At 65.1% G+C, this 21,751-nt stretch carries 21 protein-coding genes; 12 read left to right on the plus strand and 9 right to left on the minus strand.

From position 1 onward, the window contains the following. Positions 1-156 precede the first annotated feature (156 nt). Positions 157-840, minus strand: a complete 684-nt coding sequence (locus VJV41_RS20550; RefSeq protein ID WP_325336866.1) for a hypothetical protein — start codon at positions 838-840, stop codon at positions 157-159. Positions 841-1,123: 283 nt separating this feature from the next. Here VJV41_RS20550 and VJV41_RS20555 point away from each other — a divergent pair, with 283 nt between their 5' ends. Both VJV41_RS20555 and VJV41_RS20560 read left to right on the plus strand, forming a co-directional pair. Further along, positions 1,124-1,399, plus strand: a complete 276-nt coding sequence (locus VJV41_RS20555; RefSeq protein ID WP_325336867.1) for a hypothetical protein — start codon at positions 1,124-1,126, stop codon at positions 1,397-1,399. Between the two features lie 75 nt (positions 1,400-1,474). Continuing rightward, complete coding sequence (locus VJV41_RS20560) at positions 1,475-2,983, plus strand: glycosyltransferase family 39 protein (RefSeq protein ID WP_325336868.1); 1,509 nt, start codon at positions 1,475-1,477, stop codon at positions 2,981-2,983. A 4-nt stretch (positions 2,984-2,987) separates the two neighbouring features. Here the strand turns inward: VJV41_RS20560 and VJV41_RS20565 are convergent, their stop codons facing one another. After that, positions 2,988-3,836, minus strand: a complete 849-nt coding sequence (locus VJV41_RS20565) for a glycoside hydrolase family 16 protein (protein ID WP_325336885.1) — start codon at positions 3,834-3,836, stop codon at positions 2,988-2,990. 124 nt (positions 3,837-3,960) lie between these two features. Between VJV41_RS20565 and VJV41_RS20570 the strand changes: the two genes are divergently transcribed. After that, positions 3,961-5,061 carry a DUF7159 family protein gene (locus tag VJV41_RS20570; protein ID WP_325336869.1) on the plus strand — a complete coding sequence of 367 codons (1,101 nt, stop codon included), beginning with the start codon at positions 3,961-3,963 and terminating at the stop codon, positions 5,059-5,061. Positions 5,062-5,068: 7 nt separating this feature from the next. On the opposite strand, the gene VJV41_RS20575 is transcribed toward VJV41_RS20570, so the two are convergent. The 3 genes from VJV41_RS20575 to VJV41_RS20585 form a co-directional block, all read right to left on the minus strand. Continuing rightward, positions 5,069-6,919 carry a zinc ribbon domain-containing protein gene (locus VJV41_RS20575; RefSeq protein WP_325336870.1) on the minus strand — a complete coding sequence of 617 codons (1,851 nt, stop codon included), beginning with the start codon at positions 6,917-6,919 and terminating at the stop codon, positions 5,069-5,071. Next, positions 6,916-8,535 (minus strand): S53 family peptidase, encoded by a 1,620-nt coding sequence (locus VJV41_RS20580; protein WP_325336871.1) that lies wholly within the window; start codon positions 8,533-8,535, stop codon positions 6,916-6,918. The genes VJV41_RS20575 and VJV41_RS20580 overlap by 4 nt, the downstream gene beginning before the upstream one ends. 122 nt (positions 8,536-8,657) lie before the next feature. After that, positions 8,658-8,981: a hypothetical protein gene (locus VJV41_RS20585; RefSeq protein WP_325336872.1), complete on the minus strand. Its 324-nt coding sequence runs from the start codon at positions 8,979-8,981 to the stop codon at positions 8,658-8,660. A gap of 199 nt (positions 8,982-9,180) precedes the next feature. On the opposite strand from VJV41_RS20585, the gene VJV41_RS20590 reads away from it, so the two are divergent. From VJV41_RS20590 to VJV41_RS20610, 5 genes are read left to right on the plus strand one after another with little or no spacing between them, the layout of a single operon-like run. Continuing rightward, the gene (locus tag VJV41_RS20590; protein WP_325336873.1) at positions 9,181-10,830 is read left to right on the plus strand and encodes an ABC transporter substrate-binding protein; all 1,650 of its coding nucleotides are present in this window, start codon (positions 9,181-9,183) and stop codon (positions 10,828-10,830) included. A 37-nt stretch (positions 10,831-10,867) separates the two neighbouring features. Then, on the plus strand, positions 10,868-11,905 hold the full coding sequence (locus VJV41_RS20595; protein WP_325336874.1) for an ABC transporter permease: 1,038 nt from the start codon (positions 10,868-10,870) through the stop codon (positions 11,903-11,905). A 24-nt stretch (positions 11,906-11,929) separates the two neighbouring features. Next, positions 11,930-12,892 (plus strand): ABC transporter permease, encoded by a 963-nt coding sequence (locus VJV41_RS20600; protein ID WP_325336875.1) that lies wholly within the window; start codon positions 11,930-11,932, stop codon positions 12,890-12,892. Continuing rightward, positions 12,889-13,878 carry an ABC transporter ATP-binding protein gene (locus VJV41_RS20605; protein WP_325336876.1) on the plus strand — a complete coding sequence of 330 codons (990 nt, stop codon included), beginning with the start codon at positions 12,889-12,891 and terminating at the stop codon, positions 13,876-13,878. Before VJV41_RS20600 ends, VJV41_RS20605 begins: the two co-directional genes overlap by 4 nt. Next, the gene (locus tag VJV41_RS20610) at positions 13,875-14,867 is read left to right on the plus strand and encodes a dipeptide ABC transporter ATP-binding protein (RefSeq protein ID WP_325336877.1); all 993 of its coding nucleotides are present in this window, start codon (positions 13,875-13,877) and stop codon (positions 14,865-14,867) included. Before VJV41_RS20605 ends, VJV41_RS20610 begins: the two co-directional genes overlap by 4 nt. Here VJV41_RS20610 and VJV41_RS20615 read toward each other — a convergent pair. Then, a complete protein-coding gene (locus VJV41_RS20615) occupies positions 14,864-16,564 on the minus strand; it encodes an Hsp70 family protein (RefSeq protein WP_325336878.1) in 1,701 nt (566 codons plus the stop codon). The genes VJV41_RS20610 and VJV41_RS20615 overlap by 4 nt on opposite strands. Before the next feature lie 92 nt (positions 16,565-16,656). Here VJV41_RS20615 and VJV41_RS20620 point away from each other — a divergent pair, with 92 nt between their 5' ends. Then, positions 16,657-16,932, plus strand: a complete 276-nt coding sequence (locus VJV41_RS20620) for a hypothetical protein (RefSeq protein ID WP_325336886.1) — start codon at positions 16,657-16,659, stop codon at positions 16,930-16,932. Between the two features lie 63 nt (positions 16,933-16,995). Further along, positions 16,996-17,454 (plus strand): nuclear transport factor 2 family protein, encoded by a 459-nt coding sequence (locus tag VJV41_RS20625; RefSeq protein ID WP_325336879.1) that lies wholly within the window; start codon positions 16,996-16,998, stop codon positions 17,452-17,454. A 2-nt stretch (positions 17,455-17,456) separates the two neighbouring features. On the opposite strand, the gene VJV41_RS20630 is transcribed toward VJV41_RS20625, so the two are convergent. Further along, complete coding sequence (locus VJV41_RS20630; protein WP_325336880.1) at positions 17,457-18,113, minus strand: L,D-transpeptidase family protein; 657 nt, start codon at positions 18,111-18,113, stop codon at positions 17,457-17,459. 88 nt (positions 18,114-18,201) lie between these two features. On the opposite strand from VJV41_RS20630, the gene VJV41_RS20635 reads away from it, so the two are divergent. Beyond that, complete coding sequence (locus VJV41_RS20635) at positions 18,202-19,692, plus strand: bifunctional phosphatase PAP2/diacylglycerol kinase family protein (RefSeq protein ID WP_325336881.1); 1,491 nt, start codon at positions 18,202-18,204, stop codon at positions 19,690-19,692. On the opposite strand, the gene VJV41_RS20640 is transcribed toward VJV41_RS20635, so the two are convergent. Beyond that, the gene (locus tag VJV41_RS20640) at positions 19,646-20,317 is read right to left on the minus strand and encodes a phosphatase PAP2 family protein (protein WP_325336882.1); all 672 of its coding nucleotides are present in this window, start codon (positions 20,315-20,317) and stop codon (positions 19,646-19,648) included. The two genes, VJV41_RS20635 and VJV41_RS20640, sit on opposite strands and share 47 nt — an antisense overlap. A 58-nt stretch (positions 20,318-20,375) precedes the next feature. On the opposite strand from VJV41_RS20640, the gene VJV41_RS20645 reads away from it, so the two are divergent. After that, positions 20,376-20,858, plus strand: coding sequence for a hypothetical protein (locus tag VJV41_RS20645; protein ID WP_325336883.1), 483 nt, complete (start codon positions 20,376-20,378; stop codon positions 20,856-20,858). Positions 20,859-21,085: 227 nt separating this feature from the next. Here VJV41_RS20645 and VJV41_RS20650 read toward each other — a convergent pair. Further along, positions 21,086-21,751: HNH endonuclease signature motif containing protein (locus VJV41_RS20650; protein WP_325336884.1), on the minus strand; the 666-nt coding region annotated here is incomplete at its 5' end.

Genomic DNA, 21,751 nt, shown 5'->3' on the forward strand with positions numbered 1-21,751 from the left:
GGAGACATCGGATTGGCTGCGACCCTCGACAACGACCGCGGTGATAACCAGACGAGCCTTCGACATACCGCCGACGCTCGCCCCGCGAACCTATTCCGATGTTTTGCGACACCCTATGCGTATGTCCTGAAACACGACACCGTCATCGGCTCCAAATCAGCGGTAGTACTTCTCGTCGCCGGTCGGGTAGCCGTCTCCGTGCGTGGTGATGTGGACGTGGTCGAAGTGGCCCATCCCGCTTCCTTGCGGGCCGCTGGGCGTGTAGTAGGTGCCACGCCAGATCGCGTCTTGTAAGTCGAATCGGTTCGCGTTCTTCAGCGCGTACGCGACGATCTGGTTTCCGAGCGCGATGCCCTCGGCGCTGCTCGGGTTGGGGATCATGATGTCGAGCGCCAAACCGTTGGGATGCCACGGGAGCGCATCGGGCCGAACGCCGTCGATCTGGTGAATCTCCGGGAACGCCACACTGATACTGCGAGCGGCCAAGATGGTCTTGACCTGTAGGCCCTGCTCCGAAGCCACTCCCTTGGGGAGCAAGCGCGGGACATCCACGACACGCCATCTCGACGCCGTAACCACGCGTTCAGGAGCGGAACTCAAAGTCGCCTGGCCGATGGATGGAGCCGGCACATGTGCGACCGACGCCGCCGCCACGATCTCCATGCAGCACGGCGGCGCAACCGTGCCCGCCGAGGCGTGCGCAACGGTGCCGACGGCTGGATCTGCGGCGAGCGGATGGACGTCAGCTCCCGCCGCGAAGAACACCGCCGCGGGTGCGACGAACGCAGCCAGGACGGCCGGCGACTTGCGTCGACCCCTGGCTAATTTGTGCCTGCCCACTGGAGCACCATACGAGCAACGACGGCAATTGTCACGAAATCATCACGACGCAGTCACAGAACAGCGTCGGGCCTGGCCCGCAGACACATCCGATTCGCGTCATCCGGTCCCGGCCTCACCACCAGCCCCACGAGACGCGCAAATCGCGCAAAAGCCAGGCAGAATAGCAGTGTTGATCAACCAGACGGCCTCGCAAATGAGAGCATTAGGCAACACCCGGCGCCGGGGTATTCAGACGCAGCAAAGCGGGGAACCGCCACCCCGGCCACGAAGGAGAAATTAGGTGTTAATTCGACGCACAGTAATCGCCGCCGCGATGGTCGCGGCGCCGCTCGCGTTCGCTGCGCCAGCACTTGCCGCGCCCACCGATGTTTCGTGTTCGCCGTGCACCTGGGAGGACGCGATGGCAAGTAACCCCTGGGAGACGATCTGGACCGGTAAGGACACCCAGGGGCCGTGGGAGAAGGCGTTCGGAGACTCGAAGGGACAAGGGTCCTGGGAGAAAGCCTTCTCGGGCGATGCCTGGGGCAATGCCTTCAAAGACGCCCCGATGCCGTAGACGTCACACAAGAGCTGACCACCAAGCCCCCGGCCGCCAAGCCGGGGGCTTTGTGGCTTCTGGAAACATGACGGCGTGTTCACCGGGGAGCGTCGCACTGCGCTGGACCCAGTGATCGTCGGCGTACTCGCTGTCGCAATCAGTCTGATCGGCGCCGGCCGTCCGTCGTTCTGGTACGACGAGGCCGCCACCATTTCTGCCTCATACAGCCGTTCACTGAGCCAGCTGTGGCAGATGTTGGGCAACGTCGACGCGGTCCATGGCCTGTACTACGCCGTCATGCACGGCTGGTTCCTGGTTTTCCCGCCGACGGAGTTCTGGTCGCGCGTCCCGAGCGGTCTGGCAGTTGGCGGCGCGGCCGCCGGAATAGTGGTGCTGGGCAAGCAGTTCTCATCTCGCACAGTCGCATTGAGCTCCGGAGTCATCTGTGCGATCCTGCCCCGAGCGACGTGGGCAGGCATCGAAGCTCGGCCGTATGCCTTCTCGATGTTGGCCGCGGTGTGGCTGACCGTTCTGCTCGTTGCGGCCACACGCCGCGAAAACGCCTGGGGCTGGCTGTCTTACGGGATCGCCCTTGCGACATCGATTCTGCTCGACATCTACCTCGTGCTGTTGTTGTTGGCGCACGTCGCCTTCGTCGTCATCTACCGACGCACGCGAACGGCCCTCGTGCGGTTCGCCATCACATCCATCCTCGCATGTTGTGTTGTCGCGCCGTTCGTGCTCAAAGCCATTGGTCAAGCGCACCAGATCATCTGGATCGCCCCCATCGGTGGCCGGACGGTCGAAGATGTGGCGGTTCAACAGTATTTCGAGAGAAGTCCGCCGTTCACGATCGTGTCGGCGATCGTCATCGCGACCGCTATTGTCTTGTGGCTCTTCACGTCCGCGCAGTTAGCGCAGTCTGATCGGCAACTGTTGACCTTGGCGATCGCATGGCTCGTGATGCCGACCGCCGTGATTCTCATCTGGTCGGCGTTCGTCCACCCGATCTACACGCCTCGCTATCTGTGTTTCACCGCACCGGCGATGGCGGTCGTGTTGGGCGTGTGCATCGGCGCAGTGGCTGTTGCGCCGTGGATGGCGGCGGTCATAGTGAGCGTGTTCGCCCTCGCTGCAGCCCCGAATTACCTTCTGGTGCAACGCAGTCCGTATGCCAAATACGGAATGGACTATAGCCAAGTCGCGGATCTCGTGACCGCGAACGCCGCGCCCGGCGACTGTCTGCTCGTGAACGACACGGTGACCTTCATGCCTGCCCCGATGCGTCCGTTGCTAGCGGCCCGCCCCGATGCCTACCGAAAACTGGCCGATCTCAGCCTGTGGCAACGGGCGACCGACCGTGACGACGTATTCGACACCAACCTCATACCCGAGGCCACCGCCGGGCCGTTGAGCGACTGCCACGTCGTGTGGATCATCACCCAGGCCGACCCGTCGAGGCCCGCTCACGAGCAGGCCCCGATGCCACCGGGTCAACTCTTCGGGGTCACCCCCGCGTTCTCGGTTCCCAACGACCAGGGTTTCCGGCTACTCGAGCGCTGGCAGTTCAACCTGGTCCAGGTGATCAAGGCCGCACGTTGAGCAGCTACCAGACGCGGATGTAGTCGATGAGCATGGCCGCAGGGAAGTTACCCAGGGCAGGATCGCCGCCGCCAGGCCCACCCACGGCAAGGGTGAACATGGGAGACAACCAATAGCCGGGATTGTTGAACGGCCACCGCATGTCGCCGGGTCTGCCGTGTACCTGGATGGGCTTCGGCGGCACGCTGAAGTACGGTTGCGCACCGTCGACGTAGTCGCGCCAGAATTTGAAACCGTCCTCATCCCAACGCATTCGCCAGGTGTGCCACCCGCCGTCGACCAATCCGGGGATTGATTTCCCTTCCCACGTCTTGCCATTGGACGCTGCGTGGACGGTCGTTCCGGGCGCCCAGTTCCCGTTGCCGTACCACTCGAACATGTCGACCTCCCCGTCGGGCAGCGGGTCCTCGTTCACCGCCCAGTAAGCTGCCCACGCGCCGGGGGTCAGGCAGTCGAGCTTGATTCGCGCTTCCCACGTGGTGTTGATGAGGCCGCGCCAGTTGCCGCGCAATTTGCCGCTGTAGAGCTGCCCGTCAAGATCGCGGGTGGCCAGGAGAACGAGGTTCGAGTTGCCGTCCTGGAACACGTTTCGGCGATCGTCGCGGTACAGGGCGTCGACCGGCGGGAAGACATCGTCCTGCCAGCTCTGGACGGTCCACTTCGAGTAATCGGGAGGTGCGCCGGCCGGGCCGTCGAACTCGTCCTGGAAGATGTACGCCCCGGCCTGGCCGCTGGGCGGTGGCGCAGCGGGCGGCGCCACTCGGTCCGACGGCACGGCTCGGGCTTCCGGGAGAGGGATCGTGGCCGCCAAGAGACCCATCCCCGCCATCAACATCATGTTTCGACGATCCATCTGAGGCACGAGTGGAACCCTAAAGGCAGAACAGGCACCCGGGCGTGATTTGCCTATGGTTTTTGCGTCGCCGGGTCGGGCGGTAATGTCAGATCCGATTTGATCCGGATCGGGGGCAAACAACGTGGACCTCGTGCTCGGTCTGTCGATGACCTCGGCAGATGTTCGCTGGGCGCTCGTCGAGGGCGCCACGGCCGAGGGCGCCACCATCTGCCGCGACGCGGCCGACTCCGACACCCTTGACGACGTCCTTTCCGCCGTCGGGGACCACCGGCTTCATGCGATCGGTGTGACCTGGACCGCCGAGGCCGAGGCTGCCGCGTCGACCCTTCTCGACGCTCTGGCCGACAGGGGTCTCGGCAACGTCATCGCGGTCTCGGACACCGAAGCGGCCGACATGCTGGCGACGGGCATCGCCGATCGTGGCGGCTACGACGACGTCGCGGTGTGCATCGTCGAACCCGACGGGGCTCTCGTTACTCGCGTGGACCGTGACGGGGTGACGACCGAGCGCACCGAACCGACGGCCGACGACATGCTGGCGATGCTGGACCGCAGCGACGACCAGCCCGCGGCCATCTTCGTCCTCGGTTCGGCAGACGACATCGAATCGATCGTGTCGTCCTTCGACGGCGCCACCGAAGCGCCGGTCATCTCGGCCGCCGAAGCCGACCTGGCGCTGGCTCGGGGAGCCGCGCTGGCGTCCGCGCGGGCCGTGAACGCGCTGGACGCCCCGGACGTCCGGTTGCGGTGGCCGTCGAAGAGCGGGGCGTTGGCGTCGGTTCTGGTTGCCGCGGTGGTGACGTTCGTCGTCTCGCTCTCGATCGCGCTCGGTCTGCGCCTGACGCCGGATTCGACTGTCGCCCAACGGCAAGCAGCCGCCGAGCAACCGGCCAGGATGGCCACCGCGCCGTCGGTCCCCGCGGCGGCACCCCACCCGCAACCTCCTGCAGCCCCACCACCGCCGCCCGCCGCACCGCCGCCGCCGCCCGAGGCTCCACCCGAGGCCGAGAAGATCGCGGTGGCCGCGTTGCCCGAAGCGCCACCCCCGGCCGCAGAGCCGGTCTACGACCCACCCGCGGCCGCCCCGCCAGCACCGGCGCCGGTCTACGTCCCACCGGCGCCCGCCTATGTGCCGCCTCCGCCGCAGCCCCGGCTTCGGGATCGGATCATCGAACGTATCCCGATCATCAACCGGTTCCACGAACCGGACCCATACGGGTAAACCCGGTTCAGCGCGCCGATTCCCGCCAGGTGAAGCTGTTGACGTATTTGCCCATGTCCAAAGCGAGTTGGAGGTTTGCCCCCGAGGGGTGGCCGCTGCCGAACTCCGGGCTGAATTCGTGGTAGGGGCCGATCGCCGCGGCGACCAATGCGTAGTCGTCCTTGATCGCGACCATGACGAGCAGCCGTAGCCGCGTGAACGTGCCGGAGGCGTCCTGCGGGTATTCGTCTTTCACCACGCCGTACCCCGGCTGATATCCGACCATGGCGTTGGGAATCTCGTAATCCGTTGTGGCATCCGGGTAATGCTCACCGATCAGGTCGTCGGCGATCTGCTTGGCCGAGCGGTCCCCCGCAGGCAGCCCGAAGAACTCCATGGTGCCGGTGTCACCGGCCGTGAAGTTCACCTCCACGCCGTCCGGGTTCAGCGTCACTTCGTAAGCCGTTCCGGCGCGCGGATATTGGACCGCGAACTTGCCATCGCCAGACGTGAACCACGGATTCGCTTCGACAGGCTTGCCGATCGGCGGGCGCCCACAATCGGGCGGACACACGTAGCGCGGCACGACGGGTGTGGTCAGCACCGCCGCCGTGATCGCCGCGGCAACCGCAACCACCAAACCGGCGCCCAACGCGCTCAGCAGTCCCGTGTAGGCGGTCTGGCGCACCGGCACCGCCGTATACGAACCGGCTGGCACCGCGTATCCCGGCCGCGCAGCCGGAACCCCAGTGGGCGCTCGTCGAGCGTCACGCGACGTTCGTGACGCGGCGCGGCTGGCCACCCCACAGTTCGGACAGAACGCGGTATCAGGAACGACGTGATCACAGTGCGGGCACAACACCTGTTCAGACGGTTGCATCTCGTCGTGCGCTTCGTGCAGCAGCGCCGTCTGAATGCCAATTCTCAAGGCGAGCAACGCAAGAACCGCGACCAGCATATGCAGCCCGAAATGGAGCCCCTCCAATAGAGGGACGACCTCCATCAGACCCAATGCGGCATAGAGCGCGATCGCCACCGCGATACTCGACACCAACAAGATCCGTGCGATCCGACGAGAGCCGGTGAACCACAGTGCCACACCGAACAATCCGCCAACCGACACCGCGGTCAAAGGAACCGCCACGCCCTGGATTCCGGCCTCGACGAGCAGCCCGTTGATCGGCCGGTCGCCTGCTGTGGCGCCCGTCGCGAATTGTGGCGCCAACCGAGTCAGCGTCGCCGCCGCGGTGAAACCGATCGCGCCCAAGGCCCCGATCACGAACCCGTCCAACGATTCTCGGGTCGCAGGGCGCAACAGCCGCACCACCAATGCGGGCACCAGCATCAGGACCGCAGCACCCGTCGGGGCGACCAGTCCTTCGAGCATGGACCGGCCTTCGGAGGCCCCATCACTGATCGCGACGTCATATGTGTTCGCGACGATCGCGCCGATGAACAGTGCCCAACCGATGCCCAGAATCACACCCAGTGCGGCAGTCAGCGCCAGCGAGCTGACCGGCAGATCGTCGTCGACGTCGGCCTCATGCAAGTACAAGATGAACAGCAGCGGAAACCCGAGCGCGCTGACCGCGATCAACGGCGCCTGCATCCGCAGCAGGGCGAATGCGACGAGCAGCAGGAACAACACGCCCAGCGCCACCCGAAACGGCGTCCGCGAACGATGCGGAAGGTGCGGGAAAAGCGTGCTTGCCACCGATAGCCGCAGCGCGTGCTCGCCGGGTGCAGCAGCGTACGCCCCGACCCGCAGCCTTCTCCGCCCCTGCGCGAGTTGTGCGCCGCAGGTCCCGCAGAAAGCGCCTGCGGGGACGTCGGTTTCGCATACCGGGCAAGGCATAGTGGGCAGCCCGGGAGCCGTCATCGGGGAGCGACTCCCTTCTGGATGTCGAGCAGGTCGCGAACCAGGTAGTCGACGTTGGGGCTGCCGAGGCCGGTCACCACGTCGTACCCGGGCTGCGAGAAATCGACGGCATTTCCGCCATAGCCGATGTCACGGAAGCCCGGCAGGTTCGCGCCAGCGGCGACCCGATACAGCAGGGGGTTCACATGTCCCAGCGGCCGTCCGCCGTGTGCGACCAGGTATTGATTCATCAGCACTGTGAGTGCGGCCCATATCGGTGCCGCCTGCGACGTGCCTGCGCCGACGGCCTCCTGCTGGTCGAAGATGATTCGCACGCCGGTGAACGGATCGGCGACGGCGGCGACATCCGGAGACAGCCGGCGCTGGTCTCCGTCACGTTCCACGGACAACCGGTTCTGCCAGGCGGGGCGATCGAACAGCGCCGACACTCCGCCGCTGGTGCCTTGCGAGAGCGGGGAGTCGACCCACGCGTGCTCGCTCAGCCAGCGGCCTTGCTCATCGGTCGACAGCGTGGTGCCGCCGACCGAGGTCATCGCGGGCAGCGACGCGATTGCGTCCAGCCCCACGTCGTCGGGTCCGGGAGGCGAGGACCACTCGTCGCCACCCTTGCATTCCAGTCCGGCCGCATCGCCGCTCGCGTCGAAGGCCGACGTTCCATGCTTTTGCGCGACGGCCAACGCCGACTCGACGGGCGCCAAGTCGGCGGCGCGAAGAAGAGCGTCGCATCCCCAGCCGATCGACAAACTCCACACCGCGCCGGGGAATTGCCGATCCACCGCCTCGAACATCTGGCCGATCTTCTCGTATGCCCCGTCTCCTTCTACGGTCGGCCGGGCGTTGACGACGACGAGTTGCGCATCGGGCGCAATCGCATGTGCCACTTCGAGATCCATCACTGTCTCTGCACCCGATGGGCCGGGCTGGCCTCCGATCGATACAGGGGTGAATCTCGGCAGCCGCGACGAATCCGCGAACTCGTCGAGGTCATCCTGGTCGTAGCCGGTGAACTCGTAGAACACGATCGTGGCGCCCTTGCCGGTAAAGCCCGCCGCGGCAAGCGGTGCCGCGTTGTAGGCCTCAAGCAACGCGTTCGGCGTCAGCCCCTGTCTTGGCACGTCCAACGGAAGGATTCGGGGGCTCGCCTCGTGGTGAGGCGTGTATCCGAGGATCCGGCCCACGTCGGTGACCACACCGCGCAGTGGCTCCGGGATCGTCGGCTGTTGCGGCGACGCATAGAACACCTGCCCCTTGCGCCCCTTGTAGTCGTGCACCGGCACCCCGAAGGCCTCGGCCACATCGCTCGCGGCGCCCTCGACGATCGCCCACTGGTCTCCGGGTCGCCATCGGACCCAGAGTCCATGGCTATCGGTCCACCCGAACAACGCTTCGGGGCGAATCGCATCCGGCAGCGTGACCGTGAGCTGAGCGTCTGCAGCCCGTGATGGACCCAAATCGCTTGAACTGGCTAACAATTGCGCCAAAGGTCCGCGAATCAAGTCCGGTTCATCCGGCGCGGATATGATTCGCACGCCCGCGACCACCAGTAGCGCTGCCACAATGGCCGCGAGCCACCGGCAACCAATGTTTCCGCGTTGCCGAAGCAATTTAGCAACCATCTGCAGCCCAATCTACGACGCCCAGATGATCGCACAGTTAATCCTCACCGGGACCGAACGCCACTATATTGACGCCGGCAGCTATTCGCCAGGCTGAGGAAGAAACCGCAGGTGTTCTGCGGTTACAACCGGTCGGATCCGTGCGGCCTACGCCGCGAGAACGCCACGCCAACGACCGCAAGCATCGCGACTGCTCCGATAGCGATGGTCAATTGCTTCGGGGCATCGCCGTCCGATTGATGCGACGAGGCGGAGTCCGTGGATACGGTGTCGGTCACTTCGTGCGCAATTCCGACGGAGGCGGTGCCGTGCGTCGCCACCGGTTGACTCGGCGAGCTCACGACGACAGTGAGCATCAGCAAGAGCGCTACCGCCACCGTTGCCACGACGCGGCCATGCCTTCGAACCTGCAGTTTGTCCACCCCGGTGAAGCCCCTCGTTCGCATTGCCCGTCAATTCGTTCAGCTAATTGACGCGAACACCAATAAACAGTGTGTCAGCATCCAGCCTTCAATACCACTACCGAGCGCCGATTAAACCCCTCGAGTTGCCGATTGGTGTTTTTCCTCAAAGATGCAAATCAACGCGGGTGACTGGCGTACAGCTTTAAGGACGTCAGCCCACATCCGATCCACAGGGAGCGAGATGAACGTACTGCGCACGGTCGTGTCCACAATCTGCGTCATCGCATTGGCTGCGTTCGGCGTCGCTGCCTGCGGCGGCAAGACGACCGGCGGCGGTGGTGGGGGCGGCGGCGGTGACATCAACGTCGCCCTGACGTCCTTCCCCGATTACGTCGACCCGCAACTCTCCTACACCCTTGAGGGGTGGGAGGTGCTGTGGAACGTCTACACACCTCTGCTGACCTACAAGCACGCCAAGGGCAAGGAAGGCACTCAGGTGGTACCCGGCCTGGCCGAGAAGATGCCCGACATCTCGCCCGACGGCAAGACGTACAAGCTCAAACTTCGGCCGAACATGAAGTACTCGGACGGAACGCCCATCAAGGCATCCGATTTCACGTACGGAATCCAGCGGCTATTCAAAGCGGACTCCGGCGGCTCGGTGTTCTTCGATGTGATCGTGGGCGCCAAGGACTATGCCGACGGCAAGGCGAACACGATCAGCGGCATCAAGGCAGACGACAACACCGGTGACATCACCATCGAATTGACCGAGCCGAACGGCACTTTCGAGAATGTGCTCGGGCTGATGTTCGCCGCGCCGGTGCCACCGACCACCCCGCTGGACAAGGACGCCACCAACAACCCACCGCCGTCAAGTGGGCCGTTCATGATCAGCAAGGTGGAGGCGCCCCGAACCCTGACGCTGGAGCGCAACCCGAACTTCAAGACGGTCAAGGACGCAGGCGCCGACGAAGTGGCCGACGCCGGCGTAAACAAGATCACCGTCACGGAGAACAAGAACAACAGCGCCCAGGTCACCGACATCGAGCAGAACAAGGTCGACTTCATGACCGACCCGCCAGCGTCCGACCGTCTGCAAGAGGTCAAGACCCGCTATGGCAGCCGCTTCCGCACAGAGGAGTCGATCAACACCTACTACTTCTTCATGAACACCGAACGGGCGCCGTTCAACGACATCAAGGTGCGTCAGGCGATCAACTACGCCGTCGATCCCGAAGCCCTGAACCGGATCTTCGGCGGCAGGCTGCATCCGACGCAGCAGATCCTGCCGCCCGGCATGCCCGGCCACTCCGAGTACAAGCTGTACCCGGGCCCCGACATGAATAAGGCCAAACAGCTGATCGCAGAAGCGAATCCGGCCGACCGCAACATCACCGTCTGGACCGATGACGAGCCGGACCGCAAGCGGATCGGCGAGTACTACCACGACCTGCTCACCCAGCTGGGCTTCAACGCGACGCTCAAGGTCATCGCAGGCGACGTCTACTGGACGACGGTCGGCAACCAGTCGACGCCGGACGTGGACACCGGTTTCGGGGACTGGTACCAGGACTTCCCGCATCCTGACGACTTCTTCCGCCCGCTCCTGCACGGCGATTCAATCCTGCCAACCAACGGCAACAACCTGTCCCGGGTGAACATCCCCGCCAACAACGCCAAGCAGGACGAGCTGCTGACGAAGCTCATCGGCGACGGAGGCGTCGAGCAGCAGTACGCCGACCTGGACAAGGCGTACATGGAGCAGGCGGTCTGGGCTCCGTACGGCAACGAGCTGTACACCACGTTCCTGTCCGAACGGATGGACTTCGACAAGTCCTACCACCATCTGCTGTTCAACCAGGATTACTCGTCGTTCTCGATCAAGTAGCAGTGATGTCTGCTCCTCGCGCGAGCGCTCGTCGGTGATGGCCGTGCCTGTGGGCGAACTGGAGGTCCCCGGAGAACCGCCACTACCCACCGGCGTGCCCGCATCGCAGATCCAGGGCCGTAGCCCCTGGTATCTGGCGTGGCTTCGGTTGCGGCGCAACAAGGTTGCGCTGGTGTGTGGTGCCGTGTTCGTGCTCATCGTGCTGTTCTGCCTCGCAGCACCGCTCTGGGCCGAACACATCGCACACACCGGGCCGAACGAGAACCACATCACCGAGAAGGTGGTGATCAACGGTCAGGCGACGAATGTGGTGGCACCCGACGGCACGCCGCTGGGCCCGGGGCTGCACGGGCAGTACCTGCTCGGTGCGGACCAGAACGGCCGCGACGTGATGGTTCGGTTGATGTACGGCGGGCGGACATCGATCTACATCGGCCTGGCTGCCGCCGCAGTCACCACGGTTCTGTCGGTGATCGTCGGTCTGCTCGCCGGCTACTACCGGGGCTGGATCGACTCGGTGCTATCCCGAGTGATGGACGTGATCTGGGCGTTCCCGGTGCTGCTCCTCGGCATCGCGTTGGGCACCACGCTGGCCATCGGCGGTCTCAAGCTCGGCCCCCTCGCCATTCCCGGCGATTCGATTTGGATTCCGATCCTGATCATCGGCTTCGTCTACGTGCCCTACATGGCCAGACCGATCAGGGGCGAGATCCTGGCGCTGCGTGAGAAGGAGTTCATCGAGGCCGCGGTCGCGCAGGGCAAGGGACCGCTGCGCATCATGTTCTCCGAGCTGCTGCCGAACATCATCTCGACGATCATCGTGTTCTTCACGCTGAACATAGCGAACAATATGCTCCTCGAGTCGGCGCTCTCGTTCCTCGGCGCGGGCGTTCGGCCGCCCAACGCGTCATGGGGCACAATGATCGCCGACGGCTACGAAATGATCTACACCGCACCGCACCTGACGATCGTGCCCGGGTTGATGATCATCGCGACGGTGTTGTCGCTGAACGTCTTCGGCGACGGCCTGCGCGACGCGCTGGACCCGCGGGCGAAGATCCGGCTGGAGCACTGAGCACATGGCGAAACGAGAACTCTGATGGCCAGATTCATCGCCAGGCGCCTGCTCGGAATGGTCGCGGTGTTGTTCGCGATCTCGGTGATTGTGTTCCTGATCTTCAATGTCATCCCGAACTCGGACCCCGCGGCGCGGATCGCGGGCAAGAACGCCGATCCGGCGCTGATCGCCAGGGTCAACAGCGATCTCGGACTCGACCGGCCGCTGCCGGTGCAGTACCTGACCATGATGAAGCAGATCTTCACCGGCCAGCTGATGTCCTACGCGAAGGACCGCAACGTGGTCCAGCAGATCTGGGACGGTGTGCCCGCGACGTTCTCGTTGTGCATCGGGGCTGCGGTGATCTGGATGACGCTGGCCATCGTCTTCGGTTATTTGAGTGCGGTGCACGCCGGCCGGATCACCGACCGCGCACTGACAATGGCTTCACTCGTGGGGATTTCGATGCCGGTCTTCTGGCTGGCGGCGATTCTGCTGTACTTCCTCACCTTCAAAGTGCAGTTGTTCCCGACAGGCAGTTACGTGCCGTTGACCGAAGACCCGGTGGGCTGGGCGTATCACCTGATACTGCCCTGGTGCACGCTGGCGGTGCTCTACGTCGGCTTCTACAGCCGGCTGCTGCGCTCCAACATGCTCGATGCGATGAACGAGGATTACGTGCGGACAGCGCGCGCCAAGGGGTTATCCGAGCGCCAGGTCCGCATCCGTCACGTGCTGCGCAATTCGATGATCCCGGTGGTCACGCTGTTCGGACTGGACTTCGGGATGGTGGTCGGTGGTGGCGCGATCCTCACCGAAACCGTGTACAACCTCAACGGGGTTGGGCTGTATGCGGGCGAGGCGATCCGCAGCCTGGATCTGCCACCGCTCATCGGGGTGGTGTTGTTCGGTGCGTTCTTCATCGTGCTGTTCAATACGCTCGTCGACATCGCATACGCAGTTCTGGATCCCCGAATCCGGCTCGGAGAGGCGGCGCCGGCATGACCCCGCTTCTGACAGTCGTCGATCTGAAGGTCAGCTTCGCCACGGAAGACGGCGTGGTACGCGCCGTCGACGGCGTCTCCTTCGAGCTGGCAGCGGGCGAGATCCTGGCTATCGTCGGTGAATCGGGTTCAGGAAAAAGTGTTACCGCGCAGACGATCACAGGTCTGACCCGCGCCCCAAACGCCAGGATCTCCGGATCGGTCACCTATCGCGGACGCGAGCTCAACGGGCTCGACGACGATCAGCTGCGCGACGTTCGCGGCGAACAGATCGCGATGGTGTTTCAGGATCCGATGACTTCATTGAATCCGGTGTACCGCGTGGGGCGTCAGATCGCCGAAATGATCCGCGCGCACCGGGACGTCTCCCACCGCGAGGCCGAAGAGCGCGCCGTCGAGTTGCTCCGCTCAGTGGGCATCCCGAATCCCGAACGGCGGGTGCGCCACTATCCGCACGAGTTCTCCGGCGGCATGCGCCAGCGCGTGATGATCGCGATGGCGCTCGCTCTGGAGCCCCAGGTGCTGATCGCCGACGAACCGACCACCGCGCTCGACGTCACGGTGCAGGCGCAAATCCTGCGGCTGATAGACGAACTCAACCGCGATCGTGATCTGGCCGTCGTGCTGATCACCCATGACCTCGGGGTGGTCGCGGAGGTGGCCGACCGTGTCCTGGTGATGTATGCGGGCCAGATCGTCGAGGATGCGACGCTCGACGAGATCTTCTACGATCCGCAGCACCCATACACCTGGGGGCTGCTTGGTTCGCTCACCCGGCTCGATCAGCCGCGCGGCGACCGGCTCAGACAGATCACGGGCCAACCTCCGTCGCTACTGGCCCCGCCGCCGGGCTGCCGGTTTGCGCCGCGCTGTCCGTATGTCTTCGAAAAGTGCCATGAGCTACCGACTTTGGAGGCTCGCGCCGGCGGCGCACACCTTGACCGGTGCTGGCTGGATCCGGCCGAAAAGAAGAGGCTGAGGCCATGACCGCCTTGCTCGAGGTGACGGACCTGGTCAAGCATTTCCCGATCAAGTCGGGCCTGATCGTGGATCACGAGGTCGCGCGGGTGCGCGCGGTTGACGGTGTCAGCCTGACGCTGAATGAGGGCGAAACACTCGGATTGGTCGGCGAATCGGGTTGCGGAAAATCGACGCTGTGCCGCGCAATCCTGCAGCTGATTCAGCCGAATTCGGGATCGGTGCGGTTCCTCGGTGAAGAGCTGATCGGGCGGTCGCGGCGGGAGCTGCGCCCGATGCGAAGGCAGATGCAGATGATCTTCCAGGACCCGTTCGCCTCGCTGAACCCGCGCAAGCGGGTGGGCCAGATCGTCGGCGATCCGCTGGAATTGCATGGGCTGGCCAGGGGTGGCGAGTTGAAGCGGCGGGTGCAGGATCTGCTCGACCGCGTCGGACTCAGCCCCGAGCACTACAACCGCTATCCACATGAATTCTCCGGCGGCCAGCGCCAGCGGATCGGCATCGCCAGAGCGCTTGCCCTGCAACCGAAGCTGATCGTCGCCGACGAACCGGTGTCTGCGCTCGACGTGTCTGTGCAGGCGCAGATCATCAACCTGCTCAAGGACCTTCAAGGCGAGTTCGGGCTGTCGTATCTGTTCGTCGCACACGATCTCGGCGTCGTCCGCCATGTCTCGGACCGGGTGGCGGTGATGTATCTGGGCAAGGTCGTCGAGAACTCCGCTACCGAAGACCTGTACCGCAAACCCATTCACCCGTATACGAATGCCCTGTTGTCGGCGGTGCCGATTCCCGATCCGAAGCGCAACACCGCGCGCGAACGGCTGGTGCTCGAGGGTGACGTGCCCAGCCCGATCGACCCGCCGCCGGGCTGCAGCTTCCACACCCGTTGCCCATGGGCAACCGAGGTGTGCACGAACGACGAACCCGCACTGGTCGAACACGATTCCGGGCACGTCGCGGCCTGCCACCATCCGCGCAACGTCGCCCACGCTTCCTAGGGCGCAGGCGGTACCGGCACCTGGATGGGGATCGGCACCGGCACGAACGGAACGTTGATGTAGGTCGTCGTCATCGTCGTCGTGGGTGTCGTCGTGGTCGTCGTTGTTGTCGTCGGCGTCGTTGTCGTCGTCGTGGTGGTTGTCGTCGTCGTAGTGGTCGTCGTCGTGGTCGTGGTGGTTGTCGTCGTCGTCGTTGTCGTGGTCGGTGTGGTCGTGGTGATGTATGTGGTCGTCGGCGCAGGCGCGATCGTCGTTGGTGTGGGCGACGGCGGTGGCGGTGGCGGTTCGCTGGTGACTGTCACGGTTTCCACAGACGGGCTCGACGGTGGCGGCGCCGCGCTCGTCGGCCCCGCCGACGTGGCGGTATGGGGCGTCTCGGTTGCGGTGGAGCTGTCGGTCGCGCTCGTCAAGGCGATCGCCACGCCGCCAACGGCTATCAAGGCGACAGCTGCGGCCAACCCAAATACCAACTGCGGCAGCCGTTGCCAGGAGCGCTGCTCTTCGATCGGCTCGGTTGCCGGCACGTACTGCACCGGCGGCCGCGCGGCCGTGGAATCGGTGTCGTACAGGTCGCCGGTGTAGGCAACGGGTTCGTCGGCGGTATCGTCCTGCGACCACGCCAGCGCGCGGAATGTGGCCGACCCTGCGTCGTCGACCGGTGGCCCGACGTCGACGGGGAGCACCGGCGCGACCCCGGTCTGGGCGTCGGCGTCCGAACCGTAGGCGGCGAACAGCGCCGCACCCACGGCCGCATCCAGCGCCGGCTGAGGCGTCGTCACCACCGGCGCCCGCGAGTGTTCGGACAGTCGCTGAGTGACCAGAGGAATGCTGGCTCCACCACCGACGGTCGCCACCGCGGAGACGTTGGACCAGCTAACCCTGTTGCGCTCCAAAGCATTTTCCAGCTCAGCCAACACACCGGCCAGCGGCTGGGCGATCAGGCTCTCCAGTTCGGTTCGCGTCACACGGATCCCGGACCGATACCCCGGCAGCTCGGCGACCAGTTCGGTGACCGTGTCGGCCGACAGCCGCTCCTTGGCGTTGCGGCACTCCTCGCGCAGCCGGGTGAGCGATCCGACCGCGGCCGTGCGCGCCGGATCCAGATCACCGGCGTTGGCGAGGCCGTCGAGGACGTGGCTCAGCAGCGCCTGATCGATCTGATCTCCGGAGAACTCGGTGTATCGGGTGGTCTCCTCGATCGGCTCGAATGCCGAAGCGGCGTCGGCAAGGGTGATGCTGGTTCCGCTACCGCCGAAGTCCAGCAGCACCACCACACCGTGCGGCGTGAGCCCGGGATTGGCGTGCAACGCCGTCAGCGAAGCGACGGCGTCCGAAACCAGCCGGGCGGGCATGCCATTGGACGCGAGGCTCGGGTTGGCGCGCATGGCGGTACGCAATGCCCGCAGGGTGGCCGATCCCCAGTGCGCTGGCACGGCGACGGCGATCTGCGACGACGGCTCGCCGCCGGTCGCATAGATCATCGTTTCGAGCGCCTCGACCAGCAGAAGATCGGCGTGGTAGGACGAGCCGTCGGGCGCGACAAGCGGCACGGGGTCGCCGACGCGCTCGACGAAGCCGCTCATGGTGAAGCCCGACGCGGGCATGGTCAGCACCGAACGCCGTACTACCGGTTGATTGCCGACACGCGCCGCGACCAGGTTGGTCGTCCCGATCGACAACCCCAACGGGTCGCTCATAACGGACCACACGATAGCCGCCGGACGAGACCAATTTCGCTAGACACTCCGCATTTTGGGCCGCATTGCCAGCGGGTTGTACGCAACGACCTATGCCGGACACAGAAAGCGGTGCCGTCGTGAAGGGCGTGAAAACACTGACGCGCTGCGCAGCAACGACATTCGTCATCACAGCCGGGTTGGGTCTGGCAGGGGTAGGAGCGGCAACGACCGCCGATGCCCAGATTGGTGAATTCCCTAGCTATCACTGGTGTCCCGGGGAGGACTGGCATCCCGAATGGGGGGACAACTGGGACGCCGGCACATGCCACGACGACCGCCACCGCGACGGCGACGGCGACAACCACAACAACGACTTCTGGGGCTGAGCCGACAGCCGGCGACGCGCAATCTCACTGCGGCTGAGTGAGCAGGTGTGCTGAGATGTCGCCATGGGTGACATCGACGAGATCAAACAAGTCAAGTACCGGTATCTGCGCGCGCTCGACACCAAGCACTGGGACGAGTTCGCCGCCACTCTCACGGACGACGTGGTTGGCAGGTACGGCGAGTCGATCGGCGAGGAGCACCACTTCACCAACCGCGACGAGTTGGTGACCTTCATGCGCAACTCGCTCGGACCGGAGATTCTCACCGAGCACCGCGTCACCCATCCCGAGATCACCGTCGACGGCGACGAGGCCACGGCCATTTGGTACTTACAGGACCGGGTGATCGCGCCTGACTTCAACTTCATGCTGATCGGCGCCGGCTTCTACCACGACCGGTACCGCAGAACCCCCGACGGCTGGAAGATCAGCGAAACCGGGTACGACCGGACCTACGACGCGTCGATGTCAACTGAGAATCTCAACTTCAAGGTGAAAGCCGGTCGCGCACTTAATATTTGAGACTATTTGGTAATGGCGATCAGCGCACCGGGGCGTAGCCACTGAATGATCTTCACCATCATGGGGTCGTCGATCGCCACGCAACCCGCGGTGGCACCGCCGTCGGTCGTGTGCAGGAAGAACGCGCCACCGTTGCCGGGTACGCGAGCCTTGTTGACGCCCATCACGACGGCGTGGGCGTATTGCGGGATCTTGAGGTTCTCGGTGCCGCTATCCGCCGACGTGTCGAAGGGACACTGCGACTTCTTGCACACCTGCATGGTGTTGTAGGTCGGGCTCTTCATGTCGCCGTCCCACCAGTGGTCGGACCCGACCTGGACGTACTGCAGGCCGCCGCCCGGACTGGGCTCGGTGCCGAACGCGAAGTCCAGTGTGTAGATGCCCAACGGCGTGGCCATGTTGCCGTCATGGGTCTCGGCGGCGAAGCCGTTGGCGCCGACGTGAGCGGGAATGCCGACGCCCACCGGCTCCCAGCCGGTGTTCGAGCGCTGCCAGACGTCCATCTTGGCTGACGAACCGCCCGCGCCGACAACGGAGATCACCTGGGTGGCATTGCCGACGGAGGGGGCGAACCACGGCGTGAACTCGGCATGGCCAACGGGCGCCGCGGCCAACGCCAGACAGACCGCTGCGCATAGCACAACCAGTCGTCGGCGCATTGGTCCATCGTCGACGGGGCTGCGCAAGGAGGTCAAGTAAAGGTTTAGACACGATTGAGGATCGCCCGATCTGGCTACGTTATGCGTCATGGACAAGCTGCCGATGCGACGGCGCCGTGGCATTCGGCAGATCGGCGAGGGCCTCGGCACTCTGGACCGCGAGGTGTTCGAGGCGATCGCGGAGTCGCCCAGTCCCCTGCTCGACGCGACGATGCCCCGGCTGACCAGGGCGGCCGACCATTCGAAACTCTGGCTGGCGATCGCGGCGGCCCTGGCCGCGTTGGGCGGGTCGTCGACGCGGCGCGGTGCGACGCGGGGAGTGCTCACACTGGGGGCGACCAGCCTGTTCACCAATCTTGTGGCCAAGCGGGTGTGGCGACGGCCGAGGCCGAACCGTCTCTCGGTGCCGCTGGCCCGGAGGAACCACCGCTCACCGACGTCGAACTCGCTGCCGTCGGGGCATTCGGCGAGCGCGGCGGCGTTCGCCGTCGGTGTCGGGCTGGAGAGCCCGCCGCTGGGCCTGGGACTGGCGCTGCTGGCCGGCTTGGTCGGGTTGTCACGCGTTGCGACCGGGGTGCACTATCCCGGCGATGTGTTCGCCGGATTCGGCATCGGTGCTGGCATCGCGGTGCTGGGCGCGCGGGTGGTGCCGACGATGACGGCGGTCAACATACCGGTTGCCGATCCGCTGCGGGTCGAGACGCGCGAACGTCCCGATGGCGCGGGGGTGGTATTGGTCGTCAACCCGGCTTCCGGGGCTGGGACAAGTGCACGCGTCGTCGATGAAGTGCGAGAGGCCCTGCCGCAGACCGAGATTGTCGAAATCGGCGAGGGCGACGACGTCGAGGTTGCGCTGCGCGCTGCGGCCGAGCGCGCAGAGGTGCTGGCGGTGTGCGGAGGCGATGGGACCGTGTCCTGTGCGGCCGGGGTTGCGGTCGACGCGTCAGTACCGCTCGCGGTCTTCCCGGGTGGCACGTTCAACCACTTCGCGAAGGACATCGGCTGCGACACCGCCGCCAAGACCGTCGAGGCGATACGACGGGGAACCGTCGCTTGTGTGGATCTGGCGCGTCTCAACGAGGGCCGCTTGGTGATCAACACAGCGAGCATTGGCGCGTATCCGAAGTTCGTGCAGACGCGCGAGAAGCTCGAGCACAAAGTCGGCAAGCCGCTGGCGGGGCTGTACGCGATGGTCCATACGCTGCGGCGTGATGAGCCGGTGCGGATCTCCTACGACAACAAGACGCTGCAGACGTCGCTGTTCTTCATCGGTAACTCGACGTATCTGCCGTCGGGGTTCGCGCCGTCGCGACGGACTCGGATGGACGACGGCCTGCTCGACGTGCGCATTCTGGAGACCGGCCGCAGATTGAGCAGGTTGCGCATCCTGACGGCACTGATGCTTGGCCGGCTGGAGCGCAGCCCGCTGTATCACGAGCTGCGGGTGCCGGAGTTCAGTTTCAAGGCGGTAGACGGCCCGACGGTGCTGGCCCATGACGGCGAAGTGGGCACCGAGGTGAGCGAAGCCACGTTCAGCGTGCGATATCGGGCGCTGCCGGTGTTTCGTCCGCTACCGTGACCGGCCGCGACGGCGGCACCGTCAGCAGACAGGCGACGAAGTAGGCGTAGCCGAGGACCCATCCGGCGAGCACGTCGGAGGGGTGGTGCACGTTGAGCACCACACGGCCGATACCAACGAGCACGACCACCACGGCGCCAAATCCGATGAGCCACGCACGAAACGGGCGGCGCACGACCGTCAACACGACGGTCAGCAGGGCCAGCACGCCGACCATCACGCCGAGGGCGTGGCCGGACGGCAACGAGGACGATGGTGCGGTGACAAATGCCGTGGCAGGCCGTGGACGGTTGGCCGCCTGCTTGGCGATTTCGGTGACCAGCCCGCTGAGCTCGACGCTGATCACCAGGAACAACGCGACGCGACGATTGCGGCGCACCAAGGCCACGATGATGACCACGAGCGCGAGCAGCCGGAAGACGGTTGGTCCGAGCACAGTGCAGAACACATTCCACGCAGTCACCCAGCTGGGATGAGCGATCCCGTAGCGATAGAAGACGTCCAGCGTCGAGGAGTCGATCGTGGTGAGCCAGTTCCACTGCAGCGCATAGCCGATCCACATCAGTGCGTACACCGCGACGGCCACGACTGCAGAGCAGATAAGCCAGGTCCGGTGCGATGTCATCCCATTAGCTCTACCACTTCTCACCGGAGGCGCCGTGATGCCATTAGGGTGACTGCCCATGGCAGTGTTTCTGCGCAAGCTGCTTCGGATCGGCAAGCTGCCCGATGAATTGCGCGCTGAGGTCGAGGCCGAAGGCATCATCCACATCGCCGAATACATTCCGGTCACGCGCCGATTCACCGGTCGCGTCCCCGGTAACCGGTCGGCGGGCAGTGTCGCAAGCTATGTCGGCTCATTGGTGCTGACCAATCAACGGGTGCTCGGCACGTTGTCGACGGTGCCGAAGTTGGCGGGCCGCACCATCGATCAGCGGTGGGACGCCCCGCAGCAGGGCACCGTCAAGGCCGAGCTGTCAGCCACCGGCCTGGCCCTCGACGTCAACGTCGGCGAGGTCGACCCGCGCTGCGCGGGACTCCTAACGCTGCATTACAAAGACGCCATCCCCGAAGATGTCCTGCTGCGGCTCCCCCGCCGGTCGCTGGCCTTCGACGTGCCTCCCGAGTACGTGTTCCGCGCGGTCGGCGTGCCATACCACCCGTAAGCCGTTAGAACGGCAGAGGTTTGGCGCGTCCGGCTTCGACGCGGTTGGCGCGGTCTTGTTACTCCGCACGTCAGCGCGGACTTTGATGAGGGCGCTGGCAGCGGGGCGACGGCGGTGCGGGGCCGGTTGTCAGCCTCGATTTTCGCAATGCGGTTGCTGCGCGTATCGCGAACGAATTTCCCTATGCCCCAACCCGTTTGAGCCTCGATCCGGTGCTGGTCACCAACCTAGTTGTTTGTTGGTGGTGGTTGGGGCTGGAAGGGTTCGTACCACCACCAGTCGGCGCGTTCGCCGGTGGGCCCGGGGCACGGTGGGACAGCGGGCGGGGGTGTGGTCGGTGGCCGGGCCAGCGACCCTGGGTTCAATTGTCGCCCGGAGCTGTCGGTGACGACGAGATGGTCGGCGGGTCCGGTGATGGTGATGACACCCCGGTGGTGCAACCGATGGTGATACGGGCACACCAGCACCAGGTTGACCAACTCGGTCACACCGCCGTCCTCCCAGTGCCGGATGTGATGTGCATGCAGACCGCGGGTGGCCCCACAACCCGGAACCGCACACGTCGGATGGCGGTGCTCCAGCGCGCGGCGCAGCCGCCGATTGATCAGCCGCGTCGCCCGCCCGGCGCCGATCACCTGGCCGTCGCGTTCGAACCACACTTCACAGGTGGCATCACACGTCAGGTACCGGCGCTCAGCATCGGACAGCAGCGGACCCAGATGCAGCGCCGCCACCCGCTGCTCAACATCGACATGGGCCACCACCATGGTGTGCTGCCCATGCGGACGGCGCGCCGCCTCGGCATCCCAGCCCCCCTCCACCAGACGCATAAACGCCGCACCCGTGCCCGGAAACGGCGGCACCTGATCACAGCCGCCATCGCCGTGGTCGCG

Origin of the sequence: Mycobacterium sp., assembly GCF_035274705.1 — a bacterium.
GTDB lineage: Bacteria > Actinomycetota > Actinomycetes > Mycobacteriales > Mycobacteriaceae > Mycobacterium.